This is a genomic window from Parundibacterium terreum (genome assembly GCF_014636315.1).
GTDB classification, from domain to species: Bacteria; Pseudomonadota; Gammaproteobacteria; order Burkholderiales; family Burkholderiaceae_D; genus Undibacterium; species Undibacterium terreum.
In genome coordinates this window covers 444,398-465,986 of sequence record NZ_BMED01000002.1, presented here as the reverse complement: position 1 = coordinate 465,986, position 21,589 = coordinate 444,398, and the positions used below count along the sequence as shown (strand labels likewise).

General features: G+C 57.3%; 23 protein-coding genes. 7 read left to right on the top strand and 16 right to left on the bottom strand.

Annotation, left to right across the window (positions count from 1 at the left end; all coding sequences use genetic code 11):
* Window positions 1–27: 27 nt before the first annotated feature.
* From fliA to fliE, 12 genes are all read right to left on the bottom strand, one after another.
* Window positions 28–780, bottom strand: coding sequence for an RNA polymerase sigma factor FliA (gene fliA, locus IEW12_RS11120; RefSeq protein ID WP_371874531.1), 753 nt, complete (start codon window positions 778–780; stop codon window positions 28–30).
* Between the two features lie 86 nt (window positions 781–866).
* Entirely contained in the window at window positions 867–1,337 is a 471-nt protein-coding gene (locus IEW12_RS11115) for a flagellar basal body-associated FliL family protein (RefSeq protein ID WP_188566123.1), read from the bottom strand.
* Between the two features lie 6 nt (window positions 1,338–1,343).
* Complete coding sequence (locus IEW12_RS11110) at window positions 1,344–2,603, bottom strand: flagellar hook-length control protein FliK (protein ID WP_188566122.1); 1,260 nt, start codon at window positions 2,601–2,603, stop codon at window positions 1,344–1,346.
* On the bottom strand, window positions 2,600–2,917 hold the full coding sequence (locus IEW12_RS11105) for a hypothetical protein (protein ID WP_188566121.1): 318 nt from the start codon (window positions 2,915–2,917) through the stop codon (window positions 2,600–2,602). The genes IEW12_RS11110 and IEW12_RS11105 overlap by 4 nt, the downstream gene beginning before the upstream one ends.
* The gene (gene fliS, locus IEW12_RS11100; protein WP_188566120.1) at window positions 2,910–3,299 is read right to left on the bottom strand and encodes a flagellar export chaperone FliS; all 390 of its coding nucleotides are present in this window, start codon (window positions 3,297–3,299) and stop codon (window positions 2,910–2,912) included. The genes IEW12_RS11105 and fliS overlap by 8 nt, the downstream gene beginning before the upstream one ends.
* Before the next feature lie 55 nt (window positions 3,300–3,354).
* A complete protein-coding gene (gene fliD, locus IEW12_RS11095) occupies window positions 3,355–4,743 on the bottom strand; it encodes a flagellar filament capping protein FliD (protein WP_188566119.1) in 1,389 nt (462 codons plus the stop codon).
* Window positions 4,744–4,855: 112 nt separating this feature from the next.
* Window positions 4,856–5,293: a flagellar export protein FliJ gene (gene fliJ / locus IEW12_RS11090; protein ID WP_188566118.1), complete on the bottom strand. Its 438-nt coding sequence runs from the start codon at window positions 5,291–5,293 to the stop codon at window positions 4,856–4,858.
* Complete coding sequence (gene fliI, locus IEW12_RS11085) at window positions 5,290–6,600, bottom strand: flagellar protein export ATPase FliI (protein ID WP_188566117.1); 1,311 nt, start codon at window positions 6,598–6,600, stop codon at window positions 5,290–5,292. Before fliI ends, fliJ begins: the two co-directional genes overlap by 4 nt.
* Window positions 6,597–7,280: a flagellar assembly protein FliH gene (fliH, locus tag IEW12_RS11080; protein ID WP_188566116.1), complete on the bottom strand. Its 684-nt coding sequence runs from the start codon at window positions 7,278–7,280 to the stop codon at window positions 6,597–6,599. Before fliH ends, fliI begins: the two co-directional genes overlap by 4 nt.
* Window positions 7,277–8,311 carry a flagellar motor switch protein FliG gene (locus tag IEW12_RS11075; RefSeq protein WP_188566115.1) on the bottom strand — a complete coding sequence of 345 codons (1,035 nt, stop codon included), beginning with the start codon at window positions 8,309–8,311 and terminating at the stop codon, window positions 7,277–7,279. The genes fliH and IEW12_RS11075 overlap by 4 nt, the downstream gene beginning before the upstream one ends.
* Window positions 8,304–9,989, bottom strand: a complete 1,686-nt coding sequence (fliF, locus tag IEW12_RS11070) for a flagellar basal-body MS-ring/collar protein FliF (RefSeq protein WP_188566114.1) — start codon at window positions 9,987–9,989, stop codon at window positions 8,304–8,306. Before fliF ends, IEW12_RS11075 begins: the two co-directional genes overlap by 8 nt.
* Window positions 9,990–10,010: 21 nt before the next feature.
* Window positions 10,011–10,364 carry a flagellar hook-basal body complex protein FliE gene (fliE, locus tag IEW12_RS11065; RefSeq protein WP_188566113.1) on the bottom strand — a complete coding sequence of 118 codons (354 nt, stop codon included), beginning with the start codon at window positions 10,362–10,364 and terminating at the stop codon, window positions 10,011–10,013.
* 625 nt (window positions 10,365–10,989) lie between these two features.
* Here fliE and IEW12_RS11060 point away from each other — a divergent pair.
* Genes IEW12_RS11060 through IEW12_RS11030 form a run of 7 tightly spaced genes read left to right on the top strand, consistent with a single transcriptional unit; the run spans window position 10,990 to window position 17,328 of the window.
* Complete coding sequence (locus IEW12_RS11060; protein ID WP_229751043.1) at window positions 10,990–11,880, top strand: FliM/FliN family flagellar motor switch protein; 891 nt, start codon at window positions 10,990–10,992, stop codon at window positions 11,878–11,880.
* Entirely contained in the window at window positions 11,870–12,262 is a 393-nt protein-coding gene (locus IEW12_RS11055) for a FliM/FliN family flagellar motor switch protein (protein WP_229751042.1), read from the top strand. The genes IEW12_RS11060 and IEW12_RS11055 overlap by 11 nt, the downstream gene beginning before the upstream one ends.
* 2 nt (window positions 12,263–12,264) lie before the next feature.
* Window positions 12,265–13,035: a flagellar type III secretion system pore protein FliP gene (gene fliP / locus IEW12_RS11050; protein ID WP_371874541.1), complete on the top strand. Its 771-nt coding sequence runs from the start codon at window positions 12,265–12,267 to the stop codon at window positions 13,033–13,035.
* On the top strand, window positions 13,035–13,307 hold the full coding sequence (locus IEW12_RS11045; RefSeq protein ID WP_188566110.1) for a flagellar biosynthetic protein FliQ: 273 nt from the start codon (window positions 13,035–13,037) through the stop codon (window positions 13,305–13,307). The genes fliP and IEW12_RS11045 overlap by 1 nt, the downstream gene beginning before the upstream one ends.
* Before the next feature lie 22 nt (window positions 13,308–13,329).
* The gene (locus IEW12_RS11040) at window positions 13,330–14,112 is read left to right on the top strand and encodes a flagellar biosynthetic protein FliR (protein WP_188566109.1); all 783 of its coding nucleotides are present in this window, start codon (window positions 13,330–13,332) and stop codon (window positions 14,110–14,112) included.
* Window positions 14,105–15,244 carry an EscU/YscU/HrcU family type III secretion system export apparatus switch protein gene (locus tag IEW12_RS11035; RefSeq protein WP_188566108.1) on the top strand — a complete coding sequence of 380 codons (1,140 nt, stop codon included), beginning with the start codon at window positions 14,105–14,107 and terminating at the stop codon, window positions 15,242–15,244. The genes IEW12_RS11040 and IEW12_RS11035 overlap by 8 nt, the downstream gene beginning before the upstream one ends.
* Window positions 15,241–17,328, top strand: coding sequence for a flagellar biosynthesis protein FlhA (locus tag IEW12_RS11030; protein ID WP_188566107.1), 2,088 nt, complete (start codon window positions 15,241–15,243; stop codon window positions 17,326–17,328). Before IEW12_RS11035 ends, IEW12_RS11030 begins: the two co-directional genes overlap by 4 nt.
* A gap of 6 nt (window positions 17,329–17,334) precedes the next feature.
* Here IEW12_RS11030 and IEW12_RS11025 read toward each other — a convergent pair whose 3' ends face one another.
* The 4 genes from IEW12_RS11025 to IEW12_RS11010 all read right to left on the bottom strand — a co-directional run bounded on the left by IEW12_RS11025 (window position 17,335) and on the right by IEW12_RS11010 (window position 21,584).
* On the bottom strand, window positions 17,335–18,348 hold the full coding sequence (locus IEW12_RS11025) for a flagellar hook-length control protein FliK (RefSeq protein ID WP_188566106.1): 1,014 nt from the start codon (window positions 18,346–18,348) through the stop codon (window positions 17,335–17,337).
* Window positions 18,349–18,461: 113 nt separating this feature from the next.
* Window positions 18,462–19,340 (bottom strand): flagellin N-terminal helical domain-containing protein, encoded by an 879-nt coding sequence (locus IEW12_RS11020; protein WP_188566105.1) that lies wholly within the window; start codon window positions 19,338–19,340, stop codon window positions 18,462–18,464.
* Between the two features lie 277 nt (window positions 19,341–19,617).
* Window positions 19,618–20,493, bottom strand: a complete 876-nt coding sequence (locus IEW12_RS11015; protein WP_188566104.1) for a flagellin N-terminal helical domain-containing protein — start codon at window positions 20,491–20,493, stop codon at window positions 19,618–19,620.
* A gap of 191 nt (window positions 20,494–20,684) precedes the next feature.
* Complete coding sequence (locus tag IEW12_RS11010; protein WP_188566103.1) at window positions 20,685–21,584, bottom strand: LysR family transcriptional regulator; 900 nt, start codon at window positions 21,582–21,584, stop codon at window positions 20,685–20,687.
* Window positions 21,585–21,589: the final 5 nt, after the last annotated feature.

The following is a 21,589-nucleotide window of genomic DNA, read 5'->3' as shown; positions in this document are numbered from 1 at the left end:
TCTTCATCATTTTTCTTCCGTGTCCGTTCAGGCGCTTCTCAGGAAATCCTGCATTTTCCTGAGTGCTCCTTTATTCAACTGGCAGACGCGGGCGTCGGTCAGGTCCAGTACCGCAGCGATTTCCTTGTAGCTCAGTTCGTACTCGTAATACATCTGTATCACCCGCTGCTCGCGCTCGTCTAGCTTCAGCAAAGCCTGCTCCAGACTGCGCTTGTTGATCAGCTTTTCTTCCGGGCTGGGAGCATCGGCGTGGATGCCGCCCATTTCCAGCAATAGTTCGTCAAAACTGGCGATCGACTCCGCGTTCTCATCCATCTGATGTTCGCGGTAGGCTTCGCTGGTGATGCCCAATGCCTTGACGATCTCGTTTTCGCTAGGCTCGTGTCCGACTTGCCTGGTCAACTCGCGTATGCTGTCGCGCAGCTTGTGGCTTTGCTGGCGCACCGCACGCGGACGCCAGTCCTGGCGACGCAGCTCATCCAGGATAGCGCCGCGTATGCGCAGGCTGGCATAGCCGCCGAAATTGCCGTCCGGCTCGCCATACCGGCGCAAAGCTTCCAGCAAGCCCATCAAGCCTATCTGCTCCATATCGTCGCGGTCTATGGCGCCGGCGATCTGCGAGTTCAACTGGCGAACGATACGTTTGACCAGGGGCGCATAAGCCAGCAGATGCTTTTGTTCATCCGCCGCGCTGTGCAGCAGCGGAACCGCCGCAACTTCAGCGTATTGCTCTACATAAGCCACATCACACTCCACGTAAGCTCCTGCCACCATATCCATCAATTTCCCCGATATTCATCCAAGGGTCTGCCTATTCCACGCTTGTTCCACGACTGTTTCACGCCTGTTTCATTTCTGGGCCGTCATCATTCAATGATGAGCTTGCCTATCATCACTTCTGCAAATGGTTTTTCCCTATGCTCTTTCGCATAGTTTTCTGCAAACGCGCGATTGATCTCCGCCGCGAACTGATCGATCGTCATGTATTCCGCTTTATCCATAGGGAAGGAGGACAGCGATTTCACGGCGATGCTGCGCAACAGCGGCATGTGTTCCTTGACGGTCTTTTCCTTGTCCTCGGCGACCTTGATGACCAGGTCCGTGGACATGTAGTGCGTTACCGAATCTCCCTGGTTGCGGCGTAGCATCACGACCACTTTTTCCAGGTTCAGGTATTTGTAGATTTTGGTGTCGGCAGGCGGCTTGGCCGCTGCAGCACCAGCGGCAGGGCTGGCGGACTTGGACGGCATATTCCACCAGACGGCTGCGCCTGCTCCCACGCCTGCCAGCAGGCCGACGGCAACGAAAGCGAGGATGAGTTTGACGTTGTTCTTCATGTTCTATCACTCTTTGTCGGTCAGCATGGCAAAGCCGGAGGCTGCTTGTTCTATATCGGACAGGGCGCGGCCAGGGATGTTTTCCTCCTGGTCGCGGCCATTTGCGGCTTGCCGCTGGCGGCCGTCTGCATCCGTGCCGGCGCTATTGCTGCGTGGAGCGGCGGTAACGGTGACCGCGACGTCGGTGTACTGGCGGTGACTCAAGTCCTGGCGCAGGCTGTCACCTATGCCGTGCAACTGTCGCAGCACTTCATTGTTGGAGGCGCTCATATTGACCTGCAAAGCACCTGCTTCGTGCCGAATGGATATTTCTATCCGGCCCAGCATGGGGGGATCCAGGCGTATCACTGCCTGCTCGCTATTGCGCGCCAGTTGCATCTGCAGGCGGTCGCCCAGCGCTTCCCTCAGCGGTTGCTGCCACTGCGCAGGGCTGCCGCTCAATTTGACGGTGTCGGCTGCTGCCGCGTTTGCATTGTTAAAGCCGATCGCGGAGGAGGACCACAGATTGGCGTTGGCGTTGTTTCCTACCGTGGCCAGGCCTGTACCGTTGCTGCGTTCGCTGCCATTCGCAGCAGGTAACGCTGCGCTGTTGCCAGCATCGGCCTGCCTGGATCCGCTGGCGGCGAGCGATGCTTCGGCCATCGCCCGGATGTTGCCGCGGCTGGTCAGGCTGGCGGCATTGCTGTCGTTACTTCCGCTTCCTGCATCTGCAGCAGCAGGAAAGGGCATATTCAGCAAGCCTGCATCGGAATCCTGTGCGGCGCCTGCCGCGGATGTGGCCGATGTGGCGGATGATGTCGTGGAATCCAGTCCCGCTATTGTTGTATCCTTGGCGCTTGCCTTTGCCATGCCCGGTAGAGTCGGGGCCATCGCTGGCATGCCGGCGTTTGCAGGGAAATTCAGCAGGGCAGGCATCAGCGACAAGGCCATCGCGGGCAGGTCGGTGTCCTTTTTAAGCTCATCGGCGGATTTTTCATCAGCTGCGGGGGCATCCGCGCGTAAGGCAGTGTCGGCGCCAGCAGTTGTATCCGTTGCGCCTGTGTCCGCTGCAGCACCTGCGCTGGCAAATATTTGCGAGAAACGGGTCCAGACATCGTCCAGCAAGCCATTCTTCGGCGCGCTATCGTTAGTGGCCGTTGTGGCATTTGTGGCCGCAGATGCAACTGCGGACGAAGCGGAAGCATCAATCGTTGAGGCTGGCGCAGGCGTATTTTCCTGCTCTTGCGGGGCAGCCTGTGCCGCAGCGCTTGATAGTGTGATTGTCATTGTTTGCTTCCATTTAAGTCGTTTTCGCCGTTCAGGGCGTAGGCAATCCAGCCTTCCATGTTTGCCTGCATGTCATTCAAGTGCTTGTGCAGCCGCAGGGATTCCAGCGCGCAGTGCTGATATGCTTCGCTGTGTGCTGCGCGCAAGGCGAGCAGGCCGCTGCGCTCAGCAGCAGTCCATGCCGCTGCAGCCGCCAGGCGCGGCAGGGTGCTTGCCAGCTCCCTGTCTGCCAGATGCAGCGCCTGCCAGTCCTTTGCCTCGGCAGCGGTCTTCAGGCGCGCCGCAAGACCAAGCAATTGCTGTTGCCTATTCATTTCGTGCCTGCACGCCTAGCCAACCTTGTTTAATTGTGCTCAGCAAGGTGCTGACCTCATCCACCATCGCCGGATCCAGTGCCACGCCAGCCTTGTACAGGCGCCATGCGCAATAGTCGTACAGCTTGCCGAGATTGGCGACGACTTCGCCGCCGCTCTCGAAATCCAGTGAGCTGGACAAGCCGTTCAATATTTCTATGCACTTGTCCAGGCTGTTGGCCTTCAGTTCAAAACGCTTGCCGGCAATATGGCCCCGTGCCCGCGCCAGTTCTTCCAGCAAGCCATCCATCAGCACCAGCACCAGTTGCACAGGGGTCGCGCGTGCGGTCTGCGCATCAAGGTTGACGGCGTGGTAACTGCTATAGGCTTCGTAGTTCAACATCTTTTTCTCACTGGTCAATGCTATGGTTGAATAGCTGGTCTTCGTTCTTCCGGCCTTAGCTGCTGCTATTGCTGAACAAGGCGTCAAAAATACTGGTGGTCTGGCTCATTTGCGCCTGCAATGTCTGCAACTGGGTAAACTGGTCCAGGTAGCGTTTATAGGCACTGTTGTATTGCGTATCGAGCGTTGCCTGGCGGTCGGTCAACGAAGTCTGCAGCTTGGTGACCGAGTTTTGCCTTTGGGTGATCTGGCCTGTTGCGCTATTGGTCCACAGCTCCAGGTATTTATCCATGTCCCCGAAGATGCCGCTCTGTGCACCCAGCGTGGTCTGGCCGAATAGTTTGTCCAGGCCGTCAGGGTCACTGGCCATTTTCTTGGTCAGCTTGCCCTGGTCCAGCGTCAGCGTGCCGTCGCGGTTGGCGATGATGCCGTAGTTGGCCAGCGTCAGTCCCCCCACGCTTTGGCGCATCGCGCTGCCCAGGCGGCTGTTCAATACGCTCAGCCCAGTATCGTTGGCGAAAATTCCAGCCGCGATTTTTTTGGTTGGATCGCCGACCGAAGTCAGGTCGCCCATCACACCCTGCAAGGTGTTGTACGCATCCACGAAAGCCTGTACGTTGGCCGCAGTGCCGCTGGTGTCGGATGCCACCGTCAGCGTCACTGGCTGGTCGCCGCTTGCCATCGCCTTGGTAAAAGTCATGCTGACGCCGTCGATCGCGCTGTAGGTATTGGAGCTCTGCTGCAGCTTGATGCCCGTACCCTGGTCGCCCAGCCAGATCACTGCATCCTGTGCGGGAACCAGTTGATTGCCGCTATCCAGCGCGGTTTTCAATGAACCGGCTGCAATCTGGCTGGTGTCCAGCGTGATCTTGCCGTTCGCGCCCGTCGCTGTGGATTGCAGCACCAGTTGCGACTGGCCGCCGACAGTGACGGTCGATGCGGTGACTGTAGAGTTGTTACCGCTTGCCGCATTGATGGCCGCAGCGATTTCCTTGGCCGTCAGGCCGTCGCCGTTGGTGTCGGCTGCCGCCAGGTTGACATTGAAACTGGCGCCGCCGGCCAGGGCTACCTTCAGCGTATCGCCGCCGGCGACGCTGGCATTGCTCAGGCCGCTATAGGTGACCTGGTTGGCGCTCGCCAGCTTTTCTACAAAGAACGAATAGCTGCCGGCGGTGGCTGCGGCTGTCGCCGTGGCGGTACCTACGCCGGTATTGCTGAAAGTTGCAGAATTGGCCAGCACGCCTTTTTTAGCGGACAAGGTATTGAGAGCCGACTCAAAAGCGGACAGTGCGGATTGCAGTTTTGTTAAGCCCGATGCCGTATTTTTTGCATTGGTAGTCTGCTGCGTCAGCATGGTTTGCCGGTCCGCGGTATAGGCGGTGGCCAGCTGGGTTGCGGTGGTGGCCGGATCGTATTTGGTTGTGCTGCTGGAAGTAGTGGTCATGTCAGACTCCTTGTAAATTGGATAAGTGTCTTGCCTTTTGCATCCTTGATACTGCTACCAAGGTATAAGGCGACCATATTCATTGCAGACTGAAATGATGGGTAAAAGGAGTTCATGCCTGCTTCCCCCGGTACCATGCTTGCACTCCCAATTCGTCCTGCTGCTTGCGTTCCTGCCTCTGCTTTTCAACAGCCACGCTGTTTTGTTTTTGTTCCAGTACCTGGCCCAGTACCTCGCGTTTGCGCCAGGCCTGATTCAGTGCCTGCTGGGTGACAGCCATGTCGGCCTCATGCAGGCTCAGATCGTTTTTGTGGCTGTCTGCCATCTGCAATACAACTTGCTTGTAATTTGCGCAATTGATCGATAGCGCCAGCGGCAATGCTCCACTGGCACCGCTATCGGCGCAAAGCCCTGCCAGCCGCTCCAGATTGGCGCGGTAGCGGTCCCGGACGCTGGTTTTTCCAGACAAATCCGCCTGCAGCCGGTCTACATCCTTGCTGCGCAGGTTGACCAGTGTTCTAAGGCTATCGATGGTGGATCGCTTGCTCACGCCATTAACTCCTCAAGTTGGGCTATGCAAGGCCCCAGAGGCGCAGCCTCATGGGTACCCTGGCACAGAAAATCTTCTATACGCGGATTCAGGCTGACCGCCTTGTCGGTCACCGGATCGGCTCCCGGCACATAGGCGCCCAGAGGGATCAGATCGCGCACCCGCTCGTGGCGTGCCAGCATGCTTTTCAGCGCGCGCGCCGCATGCAGATGCGGTTTGCCGACGACCTGTGCCATGCAGCGGCTGATGGATGCGGCAATATCGATCGCCGGATAGTGGCCACGCTCTGCCAGCTCCCTGGTGAGCACGATGTGTCCGTCCAGGATGGCGCGCGCCGTGTCCACCACGGGATCTTGCTGATCGTCGCCCTCCGCCAGCACGGTGTAGATGGCACTCATGCTGCCTTGTTCGTTTTCACCGTTGCCGGCACTTTCTACCAATTGCGGCAAGGCTGAGAAGACAGAAGGCGGATAGCCTTTGGTGGCAGGCGGCTCACCCAGCGCCAGCGCCATTTCGCGGCGTGCCATCGCATAGCGCGTCAGCGAATCCACCAGCAGCAATACATTTTTACCCTGGTCGCGGAAATGTGCGGCAATGGAGTGGCAAAGCTCGGTTGCCATTATCCGCATCAGCGGCGATTCATCGGCCGGGGCGATTACCAGCACTGCCTTGCTCAGGCCGTCCTTGCCCAGCGACAGTTCGACAAACTCGCGTACTTCGCGGCCGCGTTCGCCGATCAGGCCTACCACGACAACATCTGCCACAGTCTGCCGGGTGATCAGGCCCAGCAGCACGCTCTTGCCTACGCCGCTACCTGCCATCAATCCCACGCGCTGGCCCTTGCCCAGGGTTAGCATGCCGTTGATGGCGCGCACGCCGACATCCAAGGGCTCCGAGACCGGTTTTTTTCGCAATGGATGGACCTTGGGCGGATGCGTTTCCAGTATATGTTCGCCGCCCAATCTGCCCAGATCGTCGATAGGCTCGCCCAGCCCGTTAACCATCCTGCCCAGCCAAGACGGGCCGATCTGCAGGCTGGCTTTTTCTGCGCAGGGCAGCACGCGGGCGCCGGTTGTCAGGCCCGTGGCCTTCTTGAAAGGCATCAGGTAGGATAATTTTTCGCGGAAGCCGACTACCTGCGCATCCAGCCATTCGCCGGACACGGTCTCGATCTGGCAGCGCTGGCCGGTATACAGCGGGCAGCCGGCGCTTTCCAGCAACAGGCCCGATGCACCCACCAGCCGGCCGGTAGGCGTAGCTACCGGTATGGCATCCAGCTCAAGCTTGCGCAGTGCGGCGGCTATCATGACGTCGGCTCCTCGTCCTGCAACTCCGCAGCGTTCTGCAATTGTTCGCTGACTTGTTCCATGCAGGCAGTCAGGCGCTGCTGGCAACCCGCATCGGCTTCATGGTCTCCCGCCTTGACGCGGCACTCACCCATGTCCAGCCGGGAATCGGGAATCAGCGTCCAGCGGCTGGCGCGTTTTGGATCCAGCTCCTTGATGCGCTGCAGTTCTTCCGGATTCAGGAATACTTCAATCTCGTCGCGTGTCGGCGGCATGGCTGCCAGCGTTTCGTCAACCAGCGCCAGCAACTGCACCGGCTGCAGTGCCAGCTCGGCGCGTATCACCTGGCGCGCGACCTTGGCAACCAGATCCACGACTTCCTTGCGCTGGGCATCCCGATAGTCGCTCTTGATTTTTTTCAGGCCGGCCAGTATCGCATCTACCGGCTGGGCCAGGCTGTCGAAAGAAACCAGGGTTTCCCGCCGGCCTTCCTCGCGTCCCTGCTGCAAGCCGTCGGCGCGCCCGGCGGCCAGGCCATCCTGCCTGCCGCGTTCCAGTCCGAGCTCGTAACCGTCTTCCTGGCCCTGCGCAAAGCCCTCGGACACGGCGAGCTGCCATTGGTCTTCGGAGCCTGCAGAGCGCTCGCTGGCCGCCTTGAACTGGGCTAGCGGCGGAAAGCGATAGGGACGGAATTGCTTCATTCAACCACCGCTTCAGCAAACAACTGGATTTCGATCTCGCCGGCATCGGCCAGCGCTTTCACCTGGGCCATGATTTCCTGCCGGGTCTGTTCTATGCGGCTCAGCGGGATAGGGCCGGCACGGCGCATCATGTCTTCAAAGCTCTGCGCCTGGCGGCGCGGCATGGTTTTCAGTATGGCATCGCGTACCGCAGGCTCGGCGCCCTTGAGTGCAATTGCCCATTGCTCCAGCGGCACTTCCTCGATGATGCGCATGATTGCCACTTCCGGCTGGCGCGACAGGATGAAGAAGTCGTACATGCTGAATTCGATCTCGGAGACCACTTCAGGATCATGCGCGCGCAGCAATTCCACCAGTTGCTGGCGGTCGCCGGAAACCCGGTTCAGGATTTCTGCGACCTGGCGCACACCTTCTATGCTGGTGCTCTGCATATCCAGGCTGGCCAGGCAGCGGCCGACCAGTTCATCCAGCTCCAGCAGCAGGTCGCGGTCGATTTCGTCCAGGCGGGCGACGTTCAGCAATACCAGATCGCGGCCCTCGACAGGTAAAGCATCGATGATGCTGCCGGCCAGTGTAGGTGGGAGAAAGGCCAGGAATACCGCCTGCATCCGCACATGCTCATTAGCGATGTAGTCGGCCAGCCACTTTGGCGAAGCCCATTGCAGCCTGGCCATCTTCGGACGGATGGCGTCGCCATAGATGCTGTTCAATACACTGTTGGCGATGTCGCCTCCGAGCGCCAGGTCCAGCGAGCGCTTCAGGTAGGAACGCGAAGCGCCGTGCACGCCGCTTTGCTGGCGATAGTCGTCAAAGAAATTTTGCATGGCCGTTTTCACGGTCTCTACTTTCAGGCCGCTCATGCGCGACATGACCTGCGTAACTTCCAGCAATTCCTCGCGCGACAGGCAGCGCAGCACGGCGGCCGCAGGTTCTTCACCTATGCTGAGCAGCACGATCGCAGCCTGCTCGACCGGGCTCAGCTCGGCAGCGGCGGGAGCCGTTGGCTCTGGGGAGTTATTGATCTCAGCCATTTTTCTGCATCCATTGTTTAACGACTTCTGCGACGCGTTCGGGTTCCTTGCCTGCCAATACTTTCAGGTGGTCCACCATTACGTCCACCGCAGAGCCTGCGGGCGGCAAATCATAATTTTCCAGCAACGGGACTACCGGCATCGCGCCTGCTATCCTCGCTTCGCCGCCCTGGGCGGGCTTGGCCTCGGTGCCTGCCGGCAGCGCTGCTGCCGTTGTAGTGTTGCCGGTCAGATGCACATCGGCGGATCGAAGTATGGGTGGCGCCAATCTTTGGGTTGCCAGCCGCATCATTGGACGCACAATCAGGAAGAAACCGAGCACCGCTGCCAGTGCATAGCTAGCCCAGGAGCCCATGTCGATCACGTTGTCACGCTCTTGCCACCATGCGGCGGGGGCCTGTTTCGGCGGGAAGTTCAGTGTAGATACCACCAGGTTGTCGCCGCGCTGCGCATTGATGCCCAGGCCATTGCGCAAGATGCGGTCTATGCCTGCCAGTTCGTTCTGGGTCCAGCCTGTCTTGGGTGTTGGCGCTGCATTATTGTTCAGCACCACCGCAACGCTGAGCTTGTCCAGGCGTCCGCGGCTATGTTTGATCTGGGTGATGCTGCGGTCGTATGCATATTGGCGTGTCGTCGCATTTTTGCGCGCGCTGCCCTGGTCCGCCGGTTTTTCTGCATCCGGATTTTTATCGGTGTCCGATACGGAAGAGGGTGGGCGATTACTGAGGGAACCGGGGATACCCATGGCCATGCGGTTACGGTCTTGTTCGTCGCGCATTGCTTCGCTGGTGACCTTGGGATTGTCACCGTACTTTTCCTGCGTCTCTTCCACTCTGTCGTTGTTGACGGCAGCAGTCACGCTGACCTTGAAATTGTCTTCGCCCAGCACCGGCCCCAGAAGCTCGCGTATATTGCGGCGCGCCTCTTCCTGGAAACGCTTGCTTGTTTCGTCGCCGTTATTGCTGCTGTCAAAACCTTCAGCCAGATCCACGTGGGCGGACAGCAGGTTGCCTGCCTGGTCGATCAGGCTGACGCGCTGCGGGCTCAGGGAGGCAACACTGCCGGCGACCAGATTGATGATGGCGGCGATTTGCTCAGGCGCCATGGTGCGGCCGGGTTTCATGGCCAGCACGATGGATGCAGAGGATTTTTCGCCGTCGCTGGCGACAAAGGAGCTGGATTTGGCGATGGACAAATGTACGCGGGCGGAAGAAATCGCATCCAGCGTCATGATGCTCTGTGCCAGCTCACCTTCCAGGCCGCGGCGGAAGCGTACGTCCTGCACAAACTGGCTGACGCCTAGCGGATCGTTTTTATCCATCAATTCCAGGCCTGCCGGCAACTGGGCAGTGACGCCTTTGGATGCGAGCAGCATGCGGACCTTGCCCAGCATGGCTTCCGGCACGAGTACCTGGCCGCTATCGGGATGCAGGCGGTAAGGTATATGTTCGGCGTCCAGTGCCGACATCATGTCTGCGACCGCGATTTTTTCCCGTACGCCAAAAACCGGTTTGTATCCGGATTGATCCCGCCAGAAATACATCATTACCAAAGCGGTGAGACCGATGGCAAGTACGACAATAGGAATGAGGTTTTTCAGTACGGCAGAAGACGCCGCAGGCAGTGCAGCGGTATTGGAGCGAAAGCGGGCCAGCCCGGACTTGAGTGTGGTAATCACGTGAAGATATCCCGGTTGGAATTAAAGCGGAAGCTTGATCAGGTCGTCGACAGCGCCCATCACTTTGTTCCTGACCTGCATCAGCATGGAAAAGGACAGGCTGGCTTCCTGGCTGGACAGCATCGCCCCCACCAGGTCATCGCTGCGTCCGCTATCTACCTCGGACATTTTGTCGATGGCGAGCTGTTCCTTGTCATCGACCTTGTTGACGGCATCTTTCATGCTTTGCGCAAATGACATTCCCGATTGCGCCGATGCCATATTTGCATCGCCGATTTGCATGGCAGCCATGACATCGTTGCCCTTTAAATCCGAGGCTGCATTTTTCAGCGATGCCAGGTCGGCATGTATCAAGCTTGCTAATTCGTATCCCATTTGCCTGCCTTTGCTTTTCTTGAGACCGGGTCTCAAATTGACTACAACTCTGCGTCTACCCGTCACAGTCGAATTACTCGGGAGCCGCATCCGTATCCAGAAATTTTAACCATTAATTGTGTCAGAAATATTTCATTAAAATGTAGGATTAAACCTTACATAATAATTATTACTTTAAGGCAATTAATATTTAAAATAAGCTTAGAGTCCTAACTCGAATTTACTACTGCGTCGCACACAAGAATTTCGGTATTACTACTTAGTGTGTTGATTTTAATGAATAAAAAACTTTATAAACTCATTAATAAGTATGTTGCAAAGCGACAAATATATTGGCGCTATATTGTTATATTACCGTACGGCAATATAGATGTAAAGAATTGTTTCTGAATTTAATCTTTACGTGTGGCAATATTTAAGCAAATCGGGTATTATCTGACACAGAGGCAGTCTGACTTACTTTGTTTTCGACTGACAGGCGTATTCTTTTCTGGCGAAGCCTGTACGGTGTCTGATTTCTCTATTTATTAGGAGCGCAGTGAAATGTGCTGCAGAGAAATTGCATTACTGACGCCGAACGCTACTCAGGTTTCTTATAAGCACCAAGTCCGCTGACATGAGCAAGATGAAACAGATAGATCAATCGCTGCAGCATGAAGTGCTGGACCCATGCCTTCTTGGCCGGCCCGTACATTTGCTGCCTGGTTTTACTGCACAGTTGCGGGAAGATTTCGCGCAGGCATTCAGGACTGGAGCAAATCGCCGCTACTGGGCATCGTTCCAGGTGGATGAGGTGACGGTTGCCCGTACCGAGGGTATAAAAGGAGCCGAGCGCTGGATTTCCTTTGCCTCAAGCACAGGCACGATATCGTTTTCCATCGAGCGTGGCGTCCTGCTGAGTGTGCTGAACTATCGCTATGGCCGCCGTGGCGAAACCCCATCCCTTGTTGCCGAAGCGCCGGACGCTGCGAATCTGCCGGTGAGAATCACCGCAACGGAGGAGCGCCTTGCAGTCACGTTGGGCCAGCAACTCGCCGGCATGCTGGCAGCAAGGATAGAGACCAATCTTGCAGAAAGCGCCGAGACGCCAGGTGGCAGCAAACCGCAAGCTGCCCCGATGAAGGCCGCCGCCGGCCTGGCTCCTGCAAAAGGGAGCTGGGTAGTGGGAATTGCGGTGCGCAATCTGTCCACCGGTGAACAGGGGCAGCTCTGGTTTGGCCTGGACCATGCACTGATGGCCAGCGTTCTGAGGGGCCTTGCCAATACGCGCGACAAATCAAAAACATCTTTCCAGAATACTGCTGCGCTGGCTTCGCGCCTGCAGGTAAAGCTGACGGGTCGGCTGGTCAACCAGCAGGTTTTTCTTGGCGAACTGCTGGATATTCGTGTTGGTGATGTGATTCCCGTCAATATGGGCAGAGCGGATGTGTTGCTGGAAGAGTCTTGCCTGTTTACTGCAGCGATTACCGAACACAAAGGGAAGCTGTGCTTAACCTCATTTGAAGATGCTGAATAATATGAACCTGACCGAGAAAAACTCCGCTGAGCCCTCAGTTGAAACCTTGCTGGACGACATGGCTGAAGACGTGGTCGTGAATCAATTCTCCGGCGATGCGTCTGGCGGCGCACCTGCGCTGCGTCGTAATCTGCCGGAGATGATGCGCAAGATCCCGGTAACCCTGACGCTGGAAGTGGGATCTACCCGCGTTTCCTTGCAGGAGCTGATGTCCATTGCACCCGACAGCGTGCTGGAGCTGGACCGGCTGGCCGGCGAGCCTCTGGTCATCAAGGTAAACGGCACGCCCATAGGGCGCGCCGAGGTCGTTGTCGCCGGCGAAAATTATGGACTGAAAGTGATTGATCTCGATGGGCTCAATCTCGATCTGATGACGCCATGATATTGCGCCGTACCAGCGGTCGTCAGTTCCGCCAGCTTGCTTTGCTGGTGCTGACCGCAGTCTTGTTCCTGTTGCTCTGCCGGCCATCCTGGGCCGGCACCGTGGAGTTGCTGGGATCTTCCGTGAATGGCGCGAAGTCCGAATACACGGTCAAGACCCAGATCCTGATCATCATGTCCTTGCTCGGGCTGCTGCCCGTGATGATGATGATGATGACCAGCTTCACCCGTTTCGTCATCGTGCTGTCGCTGCTGCGCCAGGCACTGGGTTTGCAGCAGGGCTTGCCCAATCGTATCGTTACCGGCATTGCGTTGATATTGACCCTGCTGGTGATGCGCCCCATAGGCGACCAGATCTGGACCGAGGCTTTCCTTCCTTACGACCAGGACAAGATAGGCCTGGAGCAAGCGCTGAAAATTGCCGAGGTGCCTTTGTCGCGTTTCATGCTGGCGCAGACCAGCAAGGCCGCGCTGACCCAGATTTCTTCGCTGGCCGGCGAGACTAAAATCACCAAGCCGCAGGATCACGCATTTACCGTCAAGCTGGCGGCCTTTGTCCTTAGCGAGCTTAAAACCGCATTCCAGATAGGCTGCATGCTTTTCATTCCCTTCCTGATCATCGACCTGGTCGTCTCTTCGGTGCTGATGGCAATGGGGATGATGATGCTGTCGCCGCTGGTTATCTCGCTGCCGTTAAAGCTGCTGCTGTTCGTGCTGGTGGACGGCTGGACGCTGACGGTCAATACCCTTGTCACCAGTGTGCAGGCCTACTGATGTTTACTCCCGAAATCGCCGTCGATCTGGTCAATGAGAGCCTGCATATCGTGATGCTGCTGGTTGTGCTGCTGGTGGTACCCGGCCTCGTCATGGGCTTGCTGGTTGCGCTGGTGCAGGCCGCAACGCAGATCAATGAGCAGACGCTCAGCTTTCTGCCCAGGCTGCTGGTCACCTTGTTCGCCGTCACATTGATGGGGCGCTGGATGGTCGGCTACCTGATGGATTTTTGCGTTTCCATTTTCCAGCGTGCAGCCACGCTAGTCGGATAGCAGGCCGGCCGGAAACAAGCCCATGGAACTCGTCTTCAGCCAGCTCGTACCGCTACTGAGTGCCTTGTGGTGGCCGTTTTGCCGGATCATGGCAATGCTGAGTGCTGCGCCGATAATCGGCGACGGCATGGTGCCGGTACCGGTGCGCATTCTGCTGTCGCTGGTGCTGGCCGTGGTCATGCTGCCTATTTCGCATAGCGTGGTCGCGATTGATCCGCTTTCCATGCATGGCATCCTGGCGACGATAGAGCAGGCGGTGATAGGCGGCGTACTGGGCCTGGCCTTTCATCTGAGCATGTCGGTCATCATGATGCTGGGCTTTCTGGTTTCCAGCCAGATGGGCTTGTCGATGGCAGTCATGAACGATCCGATGAATGGCACTTCTTCCGATGTGGTATCCAGCATGCTGTCCATCCTGTGCATCATCGTTTTCTTTTCCATAGACGGGCATCTGGTGCTGACCGGCGTGATAGGTTCCAGCCTGAAAGCCTGGCCTATAGGCGGCGGATACAGCCTGATGAGCCTGCAGGCGATTGCGTATAACGTCTCCTGGATATTTGCTGCGGCCCTGCTGCTGGCGCTGCCGATTGCATTTTCCTCCATCGTGGTGCAGGTGGGCTTTGGTTTCCTGAACCGGGTGGCACCGTCGCTGAACCTTTTTTCGCTGGGATTTTCCGTCATCACGATGTTCGGCCTGTTCATGCTGGCGCAGATCGTGCGCTTTGTACCCGAGCACTACGTCAGGATGACCGGCAGGGTGCTGGACATGCTGCAGCAGCAAATGCAGGGAGGCGCACATGGCTGAGACTGGCCAGGGCGACAAAAGCGAAAAGGCCTCGCAGCAGAAGCTGAAAAAATCCCGGCAGGAAGGGCAGGTTGTCCGCTCACGGGATTTGTCCACGGCGATAGGCATCCTGGTCAGCCTGAAACTGTTTGTCTGGATGCTGCCGTCCTATCTGCAGGATTTTCGCCTGCTCTTCAGCCAGACCTTTTTGCCGCTGGGTAGTGAGGGTGCGCTGGATAATGCGATGTCTATCGTTTTCACGACGGCAATGGGGCTGCTGATCAAGATGGTGGTGCCGCTGTTCATCGTGCCGTTGTGCGTGGTGCTGGGCTCGCTGGTTCCCGGTGGCTGGGTCATCAGCACCAGCCACTGGATGCCGAAGCTGGAAAGGCTGAGCCCCGCCAAGAATCTGGGCCGGCTGGTCAGCCCCAAGCACGGATTCGAGCTGCTGGTCTCCATTTTGAAAGCGGGCACGCTGGGTGCAGTGTTGTTTCATATGAGCCGCGCCGGCGTCAATGATTATGTGCAATTGCAAAACCAGCCGCTGGACCAGGCTTTAATGGACGGCGCCGGCCTGATGCTGGATGGCTTGATGTCCTTGTGCTCCATTTTCGTCCTGTTTGCGGTGATCGACGTACCGGCCCAAGCTTTCTTTTTTGCGCAGGGCCAGCGCATGAGCAAGCAGGAAGTCAAGGAAGAGCATAAGACCAACGAGGGCAGGCCCGAGCTGAAGCAACGCATACGCCAGTTGCAGCATCAGATCGCCAGGCGCAGCGTGCGCAAGACCGTACCGACGGCCGATGTCGTGATTATCAATCCCGAGCATTATGCGGTGGCGCTCAAATATGACGAAGACCGCGCCGAGGCGCCGTTCGTGGTTGCCAAGGGCGTTGATGAAATGGCCTTGTACATCCGCCAGGTCGCTGCTGAAAGCGGCATCGAGACCGTCTCGCTACCGCCGCTGGCGCGCGCCATCTACAACACCAGCCAGGTCAACCAGCAGATTCCCGTGCCACTGTATAAAGCGGTGTCGCAAGTATTGAACTATGTTTTGCAGTTGCAGGCATTTCGCCATGGCCGCCGCACGGCCCAGCCGCTGATCCCTAACGATATGTATGTACCGCCCCATTTGAGCGAGGTAACACCTTCATGAACTTCCTGAACCGTATTGTTGCTGAAATGAGGCGCCACAAGTTTGTCACGCCGATGTTCCTGCTGGTTATACTGGCAATGATCATCCTGCCGCTGCCGCCGGTATTGCTGGACGTGCTGTTTACTTTCAATATCGTGCTGGCGCTGATCGTGATCCTGGTCAGCGTGTCGGCCAAGCGGCCGCTGGATTTCTCCGTATTCCCGACGGTGATCCTGGCCACCACGATGCTGAGGCTGACGCTGAATGTCGCTTCTACCCGCGTCGTCCTGCTGCACGGGCATCAGGGCACGCACGCCGCAGGGCAGGTGATCGAGGCTTTCGGCAATGTCGTCATAGGCGGTAATTTTGTCGTCGGCCTGGTGGTATTCGTGATCTTGATGATCATCAATTTTGCCGTGGTGACCAAGGGTGCCGAGCGTATCTCCGAGGTGTCCGCCCGCTTTACACTGGATGCCTTGCCGGGCAAGCAGATGGCAATTGATGCAGACCTGAATGCAGGCCTGATCAACCAGGAAAAAGCGCAGGCAAGGCGGCGTGACGTCGCCGCCGAGGCGGACTTCTACGGCGCGATGGACGGTGCATCCAAATTTGTCCGTGGGGATGCGGTCGCCAGTATTCTGATCCTGATCATCAACATGGTAGGCGGTGTCGCGATTGGCTCGCTGATGCATGACCTGTCCTTTGGCGACGCTTTCCGCCAATATGCGCTGCTGACCATCGGCGATGGCCTGGTTGCGCAGATTCCTGCACTGCTGCTCTCCGCGGCGGCGGCTATCCTGGTTACCCGCATCAGCGATTCCGGTGACTTTGAACAGCAGGTCAGCGACCAGGTGCTGACCTCGCCGGCGGTACTGTACAGCGCGGCAGGGATCATGGTGGCATTGGCGGTGACGCCGGGCATGCCGTGGATGATGTTTCTCACGTTTGCGGTGGTGCTGGGCTATGTTGCATGGCGCCTGAGCAAGCGAGTAGCCAAGCCGGATGCCTCCAGCATGGCGGCGATAGAAGCGGCCTTGCTGGAAGAGCGGGTTGCCGAGCTGGATTGGCAAAGCCTGCCAGTTGTCGAGCAATTGTCGATTGCAGTGGGGTATAAGTTAATCGGCCTGGTTGACAAGGCGCAGGGTGCGCCCTTGGTCAAACGCATCAAGGGGGTAAGGCAAAGCCTGAGTGAAAACCTGGGATTGCTGCTGCCGCCTATCGGCGTGCGGGATGATCTGGGCCTGAAGCCTTCGCAATATTCGGTGATCCTGAGCGGCAGCGTGATTGCGCAGGCAGAGGTCTTTGCCGACCGCCTGATGGCGATTCCGTCTCCTAATGTGTATGGACAGATTGACGGTATTCCCGGCGTCGAGCCTGCATACGGCATGCCCATCACCTGGATCACGCAGGAAGACAAGGCGCACGCGCTGGGCATGGGTTATCAGGTAGTGGAAGCGCCGAGTGTGATTACTACCCACGTGGCCAAGCTGATACGTGAAAACCTGTCGGAACTGTTGCGGCATGAAGATGTACCCGCCTTGCTGGAAAGGCTGGCGGCGCTCGCACCCAAGTTATCTGCCGCGCTGGAAAAGGCGCTGACGCATACGCAGTTGCTCAGAGTTTTTCGGGTATTGCTGGCTGAGAATGTATCACTGAAAGATATCGTTCCCATCGCAACTACGCTACTGGACAGCTCGGAAACCACCAAGGATCCGATCCTGCTGGCAGCCGAAGTGCGTTGCACGCTGCGGCGCCAGATCGTTTCCGGTATTTTCGGCCAGAGGACGGAGATGAAGGCCTTCAATCTTGGCGGCGAGCTGGAAAACATGCTGCTGGGTTCCTTGAACCAGGCAAGGCAAAATGGCAAGGTGCCGCTGGATAACTATCCTATCGATCCGCATCTGCTGTCGCAATTGCAAGTGAACATGCCGGTCGCCCGCGAGCAGATGAAGCAGCAAGCCACGCCGCCGCTGTTGCTGGTGATGCCGCAGATACGGCCTTTGCTGGCCAGATATGCGCGGCTTTTTTCGCCAGGACTGAATGTGCTGTCTTATAACGAAATTCCGGAAAATCGGGAAGTCAGCATTATTGGCACAGTGGGCTAGCCATCATCAGCCTGCAGGCTGCACCAAAAATACGATGACTTCTGCCATTGCCCGGAACAATTCCGGGCGCATGCCCGAGATACCTGCTTCCGCCCGCACGCTATTGAGCGCGCTGATAGGCGGCAAATGCCTGGACAGCCTGCAACGCATGATGCTCAGTCCTGCGCGGGCAATGGCGCTGGCCAGGCCGCGCAGGGCATCCCGCAGATACTGCATGGCCTCGGCATGCTCGGACGCCAGGTCCAGCAAGACGCCACCGTTGGTCAATTCCATTTGCACGCTGACAGGGCCTGCGTTGGGCAGCAATAACTCCACTCTCAATGCGATCTTGCTGCGGTAGGCTTTTTTGCGTGCAGGATCTTCTTCATCGGTACCCAGCACACGCAGCATCAGTTTTTGGCCATTCCAGGTATAGGCGGCAAACAACCAGGATTCCGCATCCAGGTTCAAAGGCACTTTTGGGGTGTCGCGCAAGGTGCTGGTTGCCATATCCGCCATTAGCAGGCTGCCGGGAACATGCTGGCCGCGTGCCTGTTCGCGCAAGGCGTTCTGTTGCTGAAAAAAAGACAGTACCATTACCCGCCACGAGACGGCCAGCGCTGCGGCATCCGGTGCACGCCAGGTGATCTGGCGCGATAGCCCCGCCTGATCCAGCCGCATTGCCGCCTGTTCTGGACCGGCATCACCGGCGGATTTCGAGGTATTGGCAGCATTGGCGGCATTGGTGGAGGATGCATATCCGGACGGTGGGACGACAGCGAGCTCCAGTTGAGGGCTGGTTGCCAGCACCCTTAGCTGCAGTACATCTCCTGGGGACAGCATGCTGACCAGGCTGCCCAGCCCGGCCAGCTTTAGCGCCGTGCCATCCTGTGTGCTGGCAAGCAGTTCGTCGGCGGCCGCATCGCCTAAGGTGAGCTGTACGGTTTCTCCTATCTTGAATTGGGCGGCCTGTCCGTTGGCTCCCGGCTGGTCTCTGAAGACCAGCGGCAATACGGTGGCCGTTACCCTTTCTACCGCCATTTCTCATTTCCTTTAAAAAAAAGCCAACCGTCTTCACGGTTGGCTCCAGCTGTCCAGCCGGCAGGCTTCGCGCTAGGGCGAAGCTGCTATCCGGTATCAGTAATCGAGGAAGATTACTGCAGCAGGGACATGACCAGGGAAGACATGCTGTTGCTTTGCTTGAGCATTGCAGTACCGGCTTGCATCAGCATCTGTTGCGAAGTCATGTTGGATGTTTCGGAAGCGTAGTCCACGTCCATGATACGACCGCTAGCGGCTTTGGTGTTGGTGCTGATGTTGGACAAGTTGTTGTACACGTGGTCCAGGCGGTTGGAAGCAGCACCCAGGGCGGAACGTACTGTGCCGACGTCGTCGATTGCTGTGGACAACAGATCGATGGTGGCGGATGCAGCACCTGTCAATTCAGCGCCGGTTGCTGTCGATGCTGTACCGGAAGAAGAGTATTCAGCGCTGGCGGCCAGCAGGCTGGCGTGCAATGTCGCGATGGAGCCGCTGACGTCGATAGTCATTTTTTCAGAGGTGCTGGCACCGATCTGGAAGTTGACGCCACCGGCAGTAGACAAAGTACCGGATGTATCTTTCAGCAGGGCAGTACCGCCGAAAGTAGTGTTGCCCATGACGTTGCTCAGTTCGTTGGTGAGCGCGTCGAATTCGGATTGCATCGCTGTTTTATCGGCAGCAGTAGAAGAAGCATCGGCAGCTTGAGTCGCCAGATCCTTCATACGTACCAGCATGTTGGTGACTTCATCAAACGAGCCTTCGGCTGTTTGCATCATGGAGATACTGTTTTGTGTATTGCGCATGGCCATGGCCATACCGCTGGTCTGTGCTTGCAGACGGGTTGCGATCTGCAGGCCGGCAGCGTCGTCCATCGCGGAATTGATGCGATAGCCGGTGCTCAGGCGTGTCATGGAAGTGGACAGCTTGGATTGTGTAGAACCGATAGAGTTCTGTGCTGACAATGCCGCCGCGTTGGTATGTAAACTAAGCATGGATAACTCCTAGTGGGTTGTGTTCAATACGGGCCAGCAAAGTAGCTGTCCTCATTATCACAAGACGACCACAGCGAATGTAAGATTAAATGCGACTGGTAAATAGCCGGATAACGGAGGAAGGCGGGGCTGAAAATAGAGGAAAACTAGCGGTAAGCTGCGTTACTGCGATTGAGATGCTGTACGGATTCAGGTGCTGAATGTAAAAAAACCAGCCGTTCTAAGGGCTGGTTTTTCTTGTGCCTTGCTATTGCGCTCCGTAGCTGCGCCAGGAAGATTACTGCAGCAGGGACATGACCAGGGAAGACATGCTGTTGCTTTGCTTGAGCATTGCAGTACCGGCTTGCATCAACATCTGCTGCGAAGTCATGTTGGATGTTTCGGAAGCGTAGTCCACGTCCATGATACGGCCGCTAGCGGCTTTGGTGTTGGTGCTGATGTTGGACAAGTTGTTGTATACATGGTCCAGGCGGTTGGAAGCAGCACCCAGGGCGGAACGCACTGTGCCGACGTCGTCAATCGCTTTTGACAGCAGATCGATGGTAGCGGATGCTGCGCCTGTCAATTCAGCGCCGGTTGCTGTCGATGCTGTACCGGAAGAAGAGTATTCCGCGCTGGCAGTCAGCAGGCTGGCGTGCAATGTCGCGATGGAGCCGCTGACGTCGATAGCCATGGTTTCGGATGTGCTGGCACCGATCTGGAAGTTCACAACGCCTGTGGACAAAGTGCCGGTTGTATCTTTCAGCAGGGCAGTACCGCCGAAAGTAGTGTTGCCCATGACGTTGCTCAGTTCGTTGGTGAGCGCGTCGAATTCGGATTGCATCGCTGTTTTATCGGCAGCAGTAGAAGAAGCATCGGCAGCCTGAGTCGCCAGATCCTTCATACGTACCAGCATGTTGGTGACTTCATCAAACGAGCCTTCGGCTGTTTGCATCATGGAGATACTGTTTTGTGTGTTGCGCATGGCCATGGCCATACCGCTGGTCTGTGCTTGCAGACGGGTTGCGATCTGCAGGCCGGCAGCGTCGTCCATCGCGGAATTGATGCGATAGCCGGTGCTCAGACGTGTCATGGAAGTGGACAGCTTGGATTGTGTAGAACCGATAGAGTTCTGTGCTGACAATGCCGCCGCGTTGGTATGTAAACTAAGCATGATTAACTCCTCTGGTGTTTTGCTGGTTAAGCGGCAGAATTGCTGCTCTTACCAGTACAAGACGACCAGCCCCGCAAGTGCATTAAATACCGAGTGGAAATAATTTGAAAAATACTGCGATTTTTCCGCCTTCCTTTCTTCGTCTAAGAAAAAAATTAATAAAATCAAGGGCTTGAGTTGTTCTTGCATGGTCAGACGGGGGAGGTTTCCTCTGGCTCAAAGTAAAATTCTTTGCTGCCGATGAGCTGTAATGTCATATTGGCACGCGTACTGTAATACACATGCAGTGCCATTCTCTCCGTGATGTGCTCGGTCAGCAGCGGGATCAGGCGGCCTTCGCGTATCAAGGGCACCGCGGTAAAACTGCCCAATTGGCCTATGCCCAGGCCGGCCAGCACCGCTTCGGTCTCGGCCTGCGTGTCATTGGTGCAGATGGTGGCGGGGATGTCGCGGTAATGGATTTCTCCGCCTATCTGGAATTCCCACGGCATTTGCTTGCCGGTGTTCGGTAATCTGTAGCCTGTGCACTGGTGCTGCATCAACTCGGCGATGCTGGCCGGCTTGCCGTGCTTTTCCAGGTAGGACGGCGATGCGCAGATGATGTGCTGGATAGGCATCAGCCGCCGCGCGATCATGCGCCCGTCAGGCACTGTGCCGGCGCGAAAGCCGACATCGATGCGATCCGGCACCAGGTCGGAGAAGCGGTCATCCAGCTGCACGTCCAACTGCACCTGCGGATATTTTTCGGCAAAGCGCAGAAATAGCGGCATCAGCACTTGCAGGCCCAGCGAGCGGGGGCCGCTGACCCTCAAGCTGCCTTCCATGCCCTCGGTTGCCTGGCGGGCCTGCCTGACCGCGTCGTGCAGCGTTTCCAGGCCGGGCCTGGCATTTTCCAAAAACTGTATGCCTTCCTCTGTCAGGCTGAGCTTGCGCGTGGTGCGATGGAACAGGCGTACGCCCAGCTCTTTTTCCAATTGCATGACGGCCTTGCTGGCGGCTTGAGGGGTAATCCCCTGGTCTATGGCCGCCTTGCGAAAACTACCCAGACTTGCCGTTTTGATAAATGTGGATATTGCCCGCATTTCGTCCATGAGTC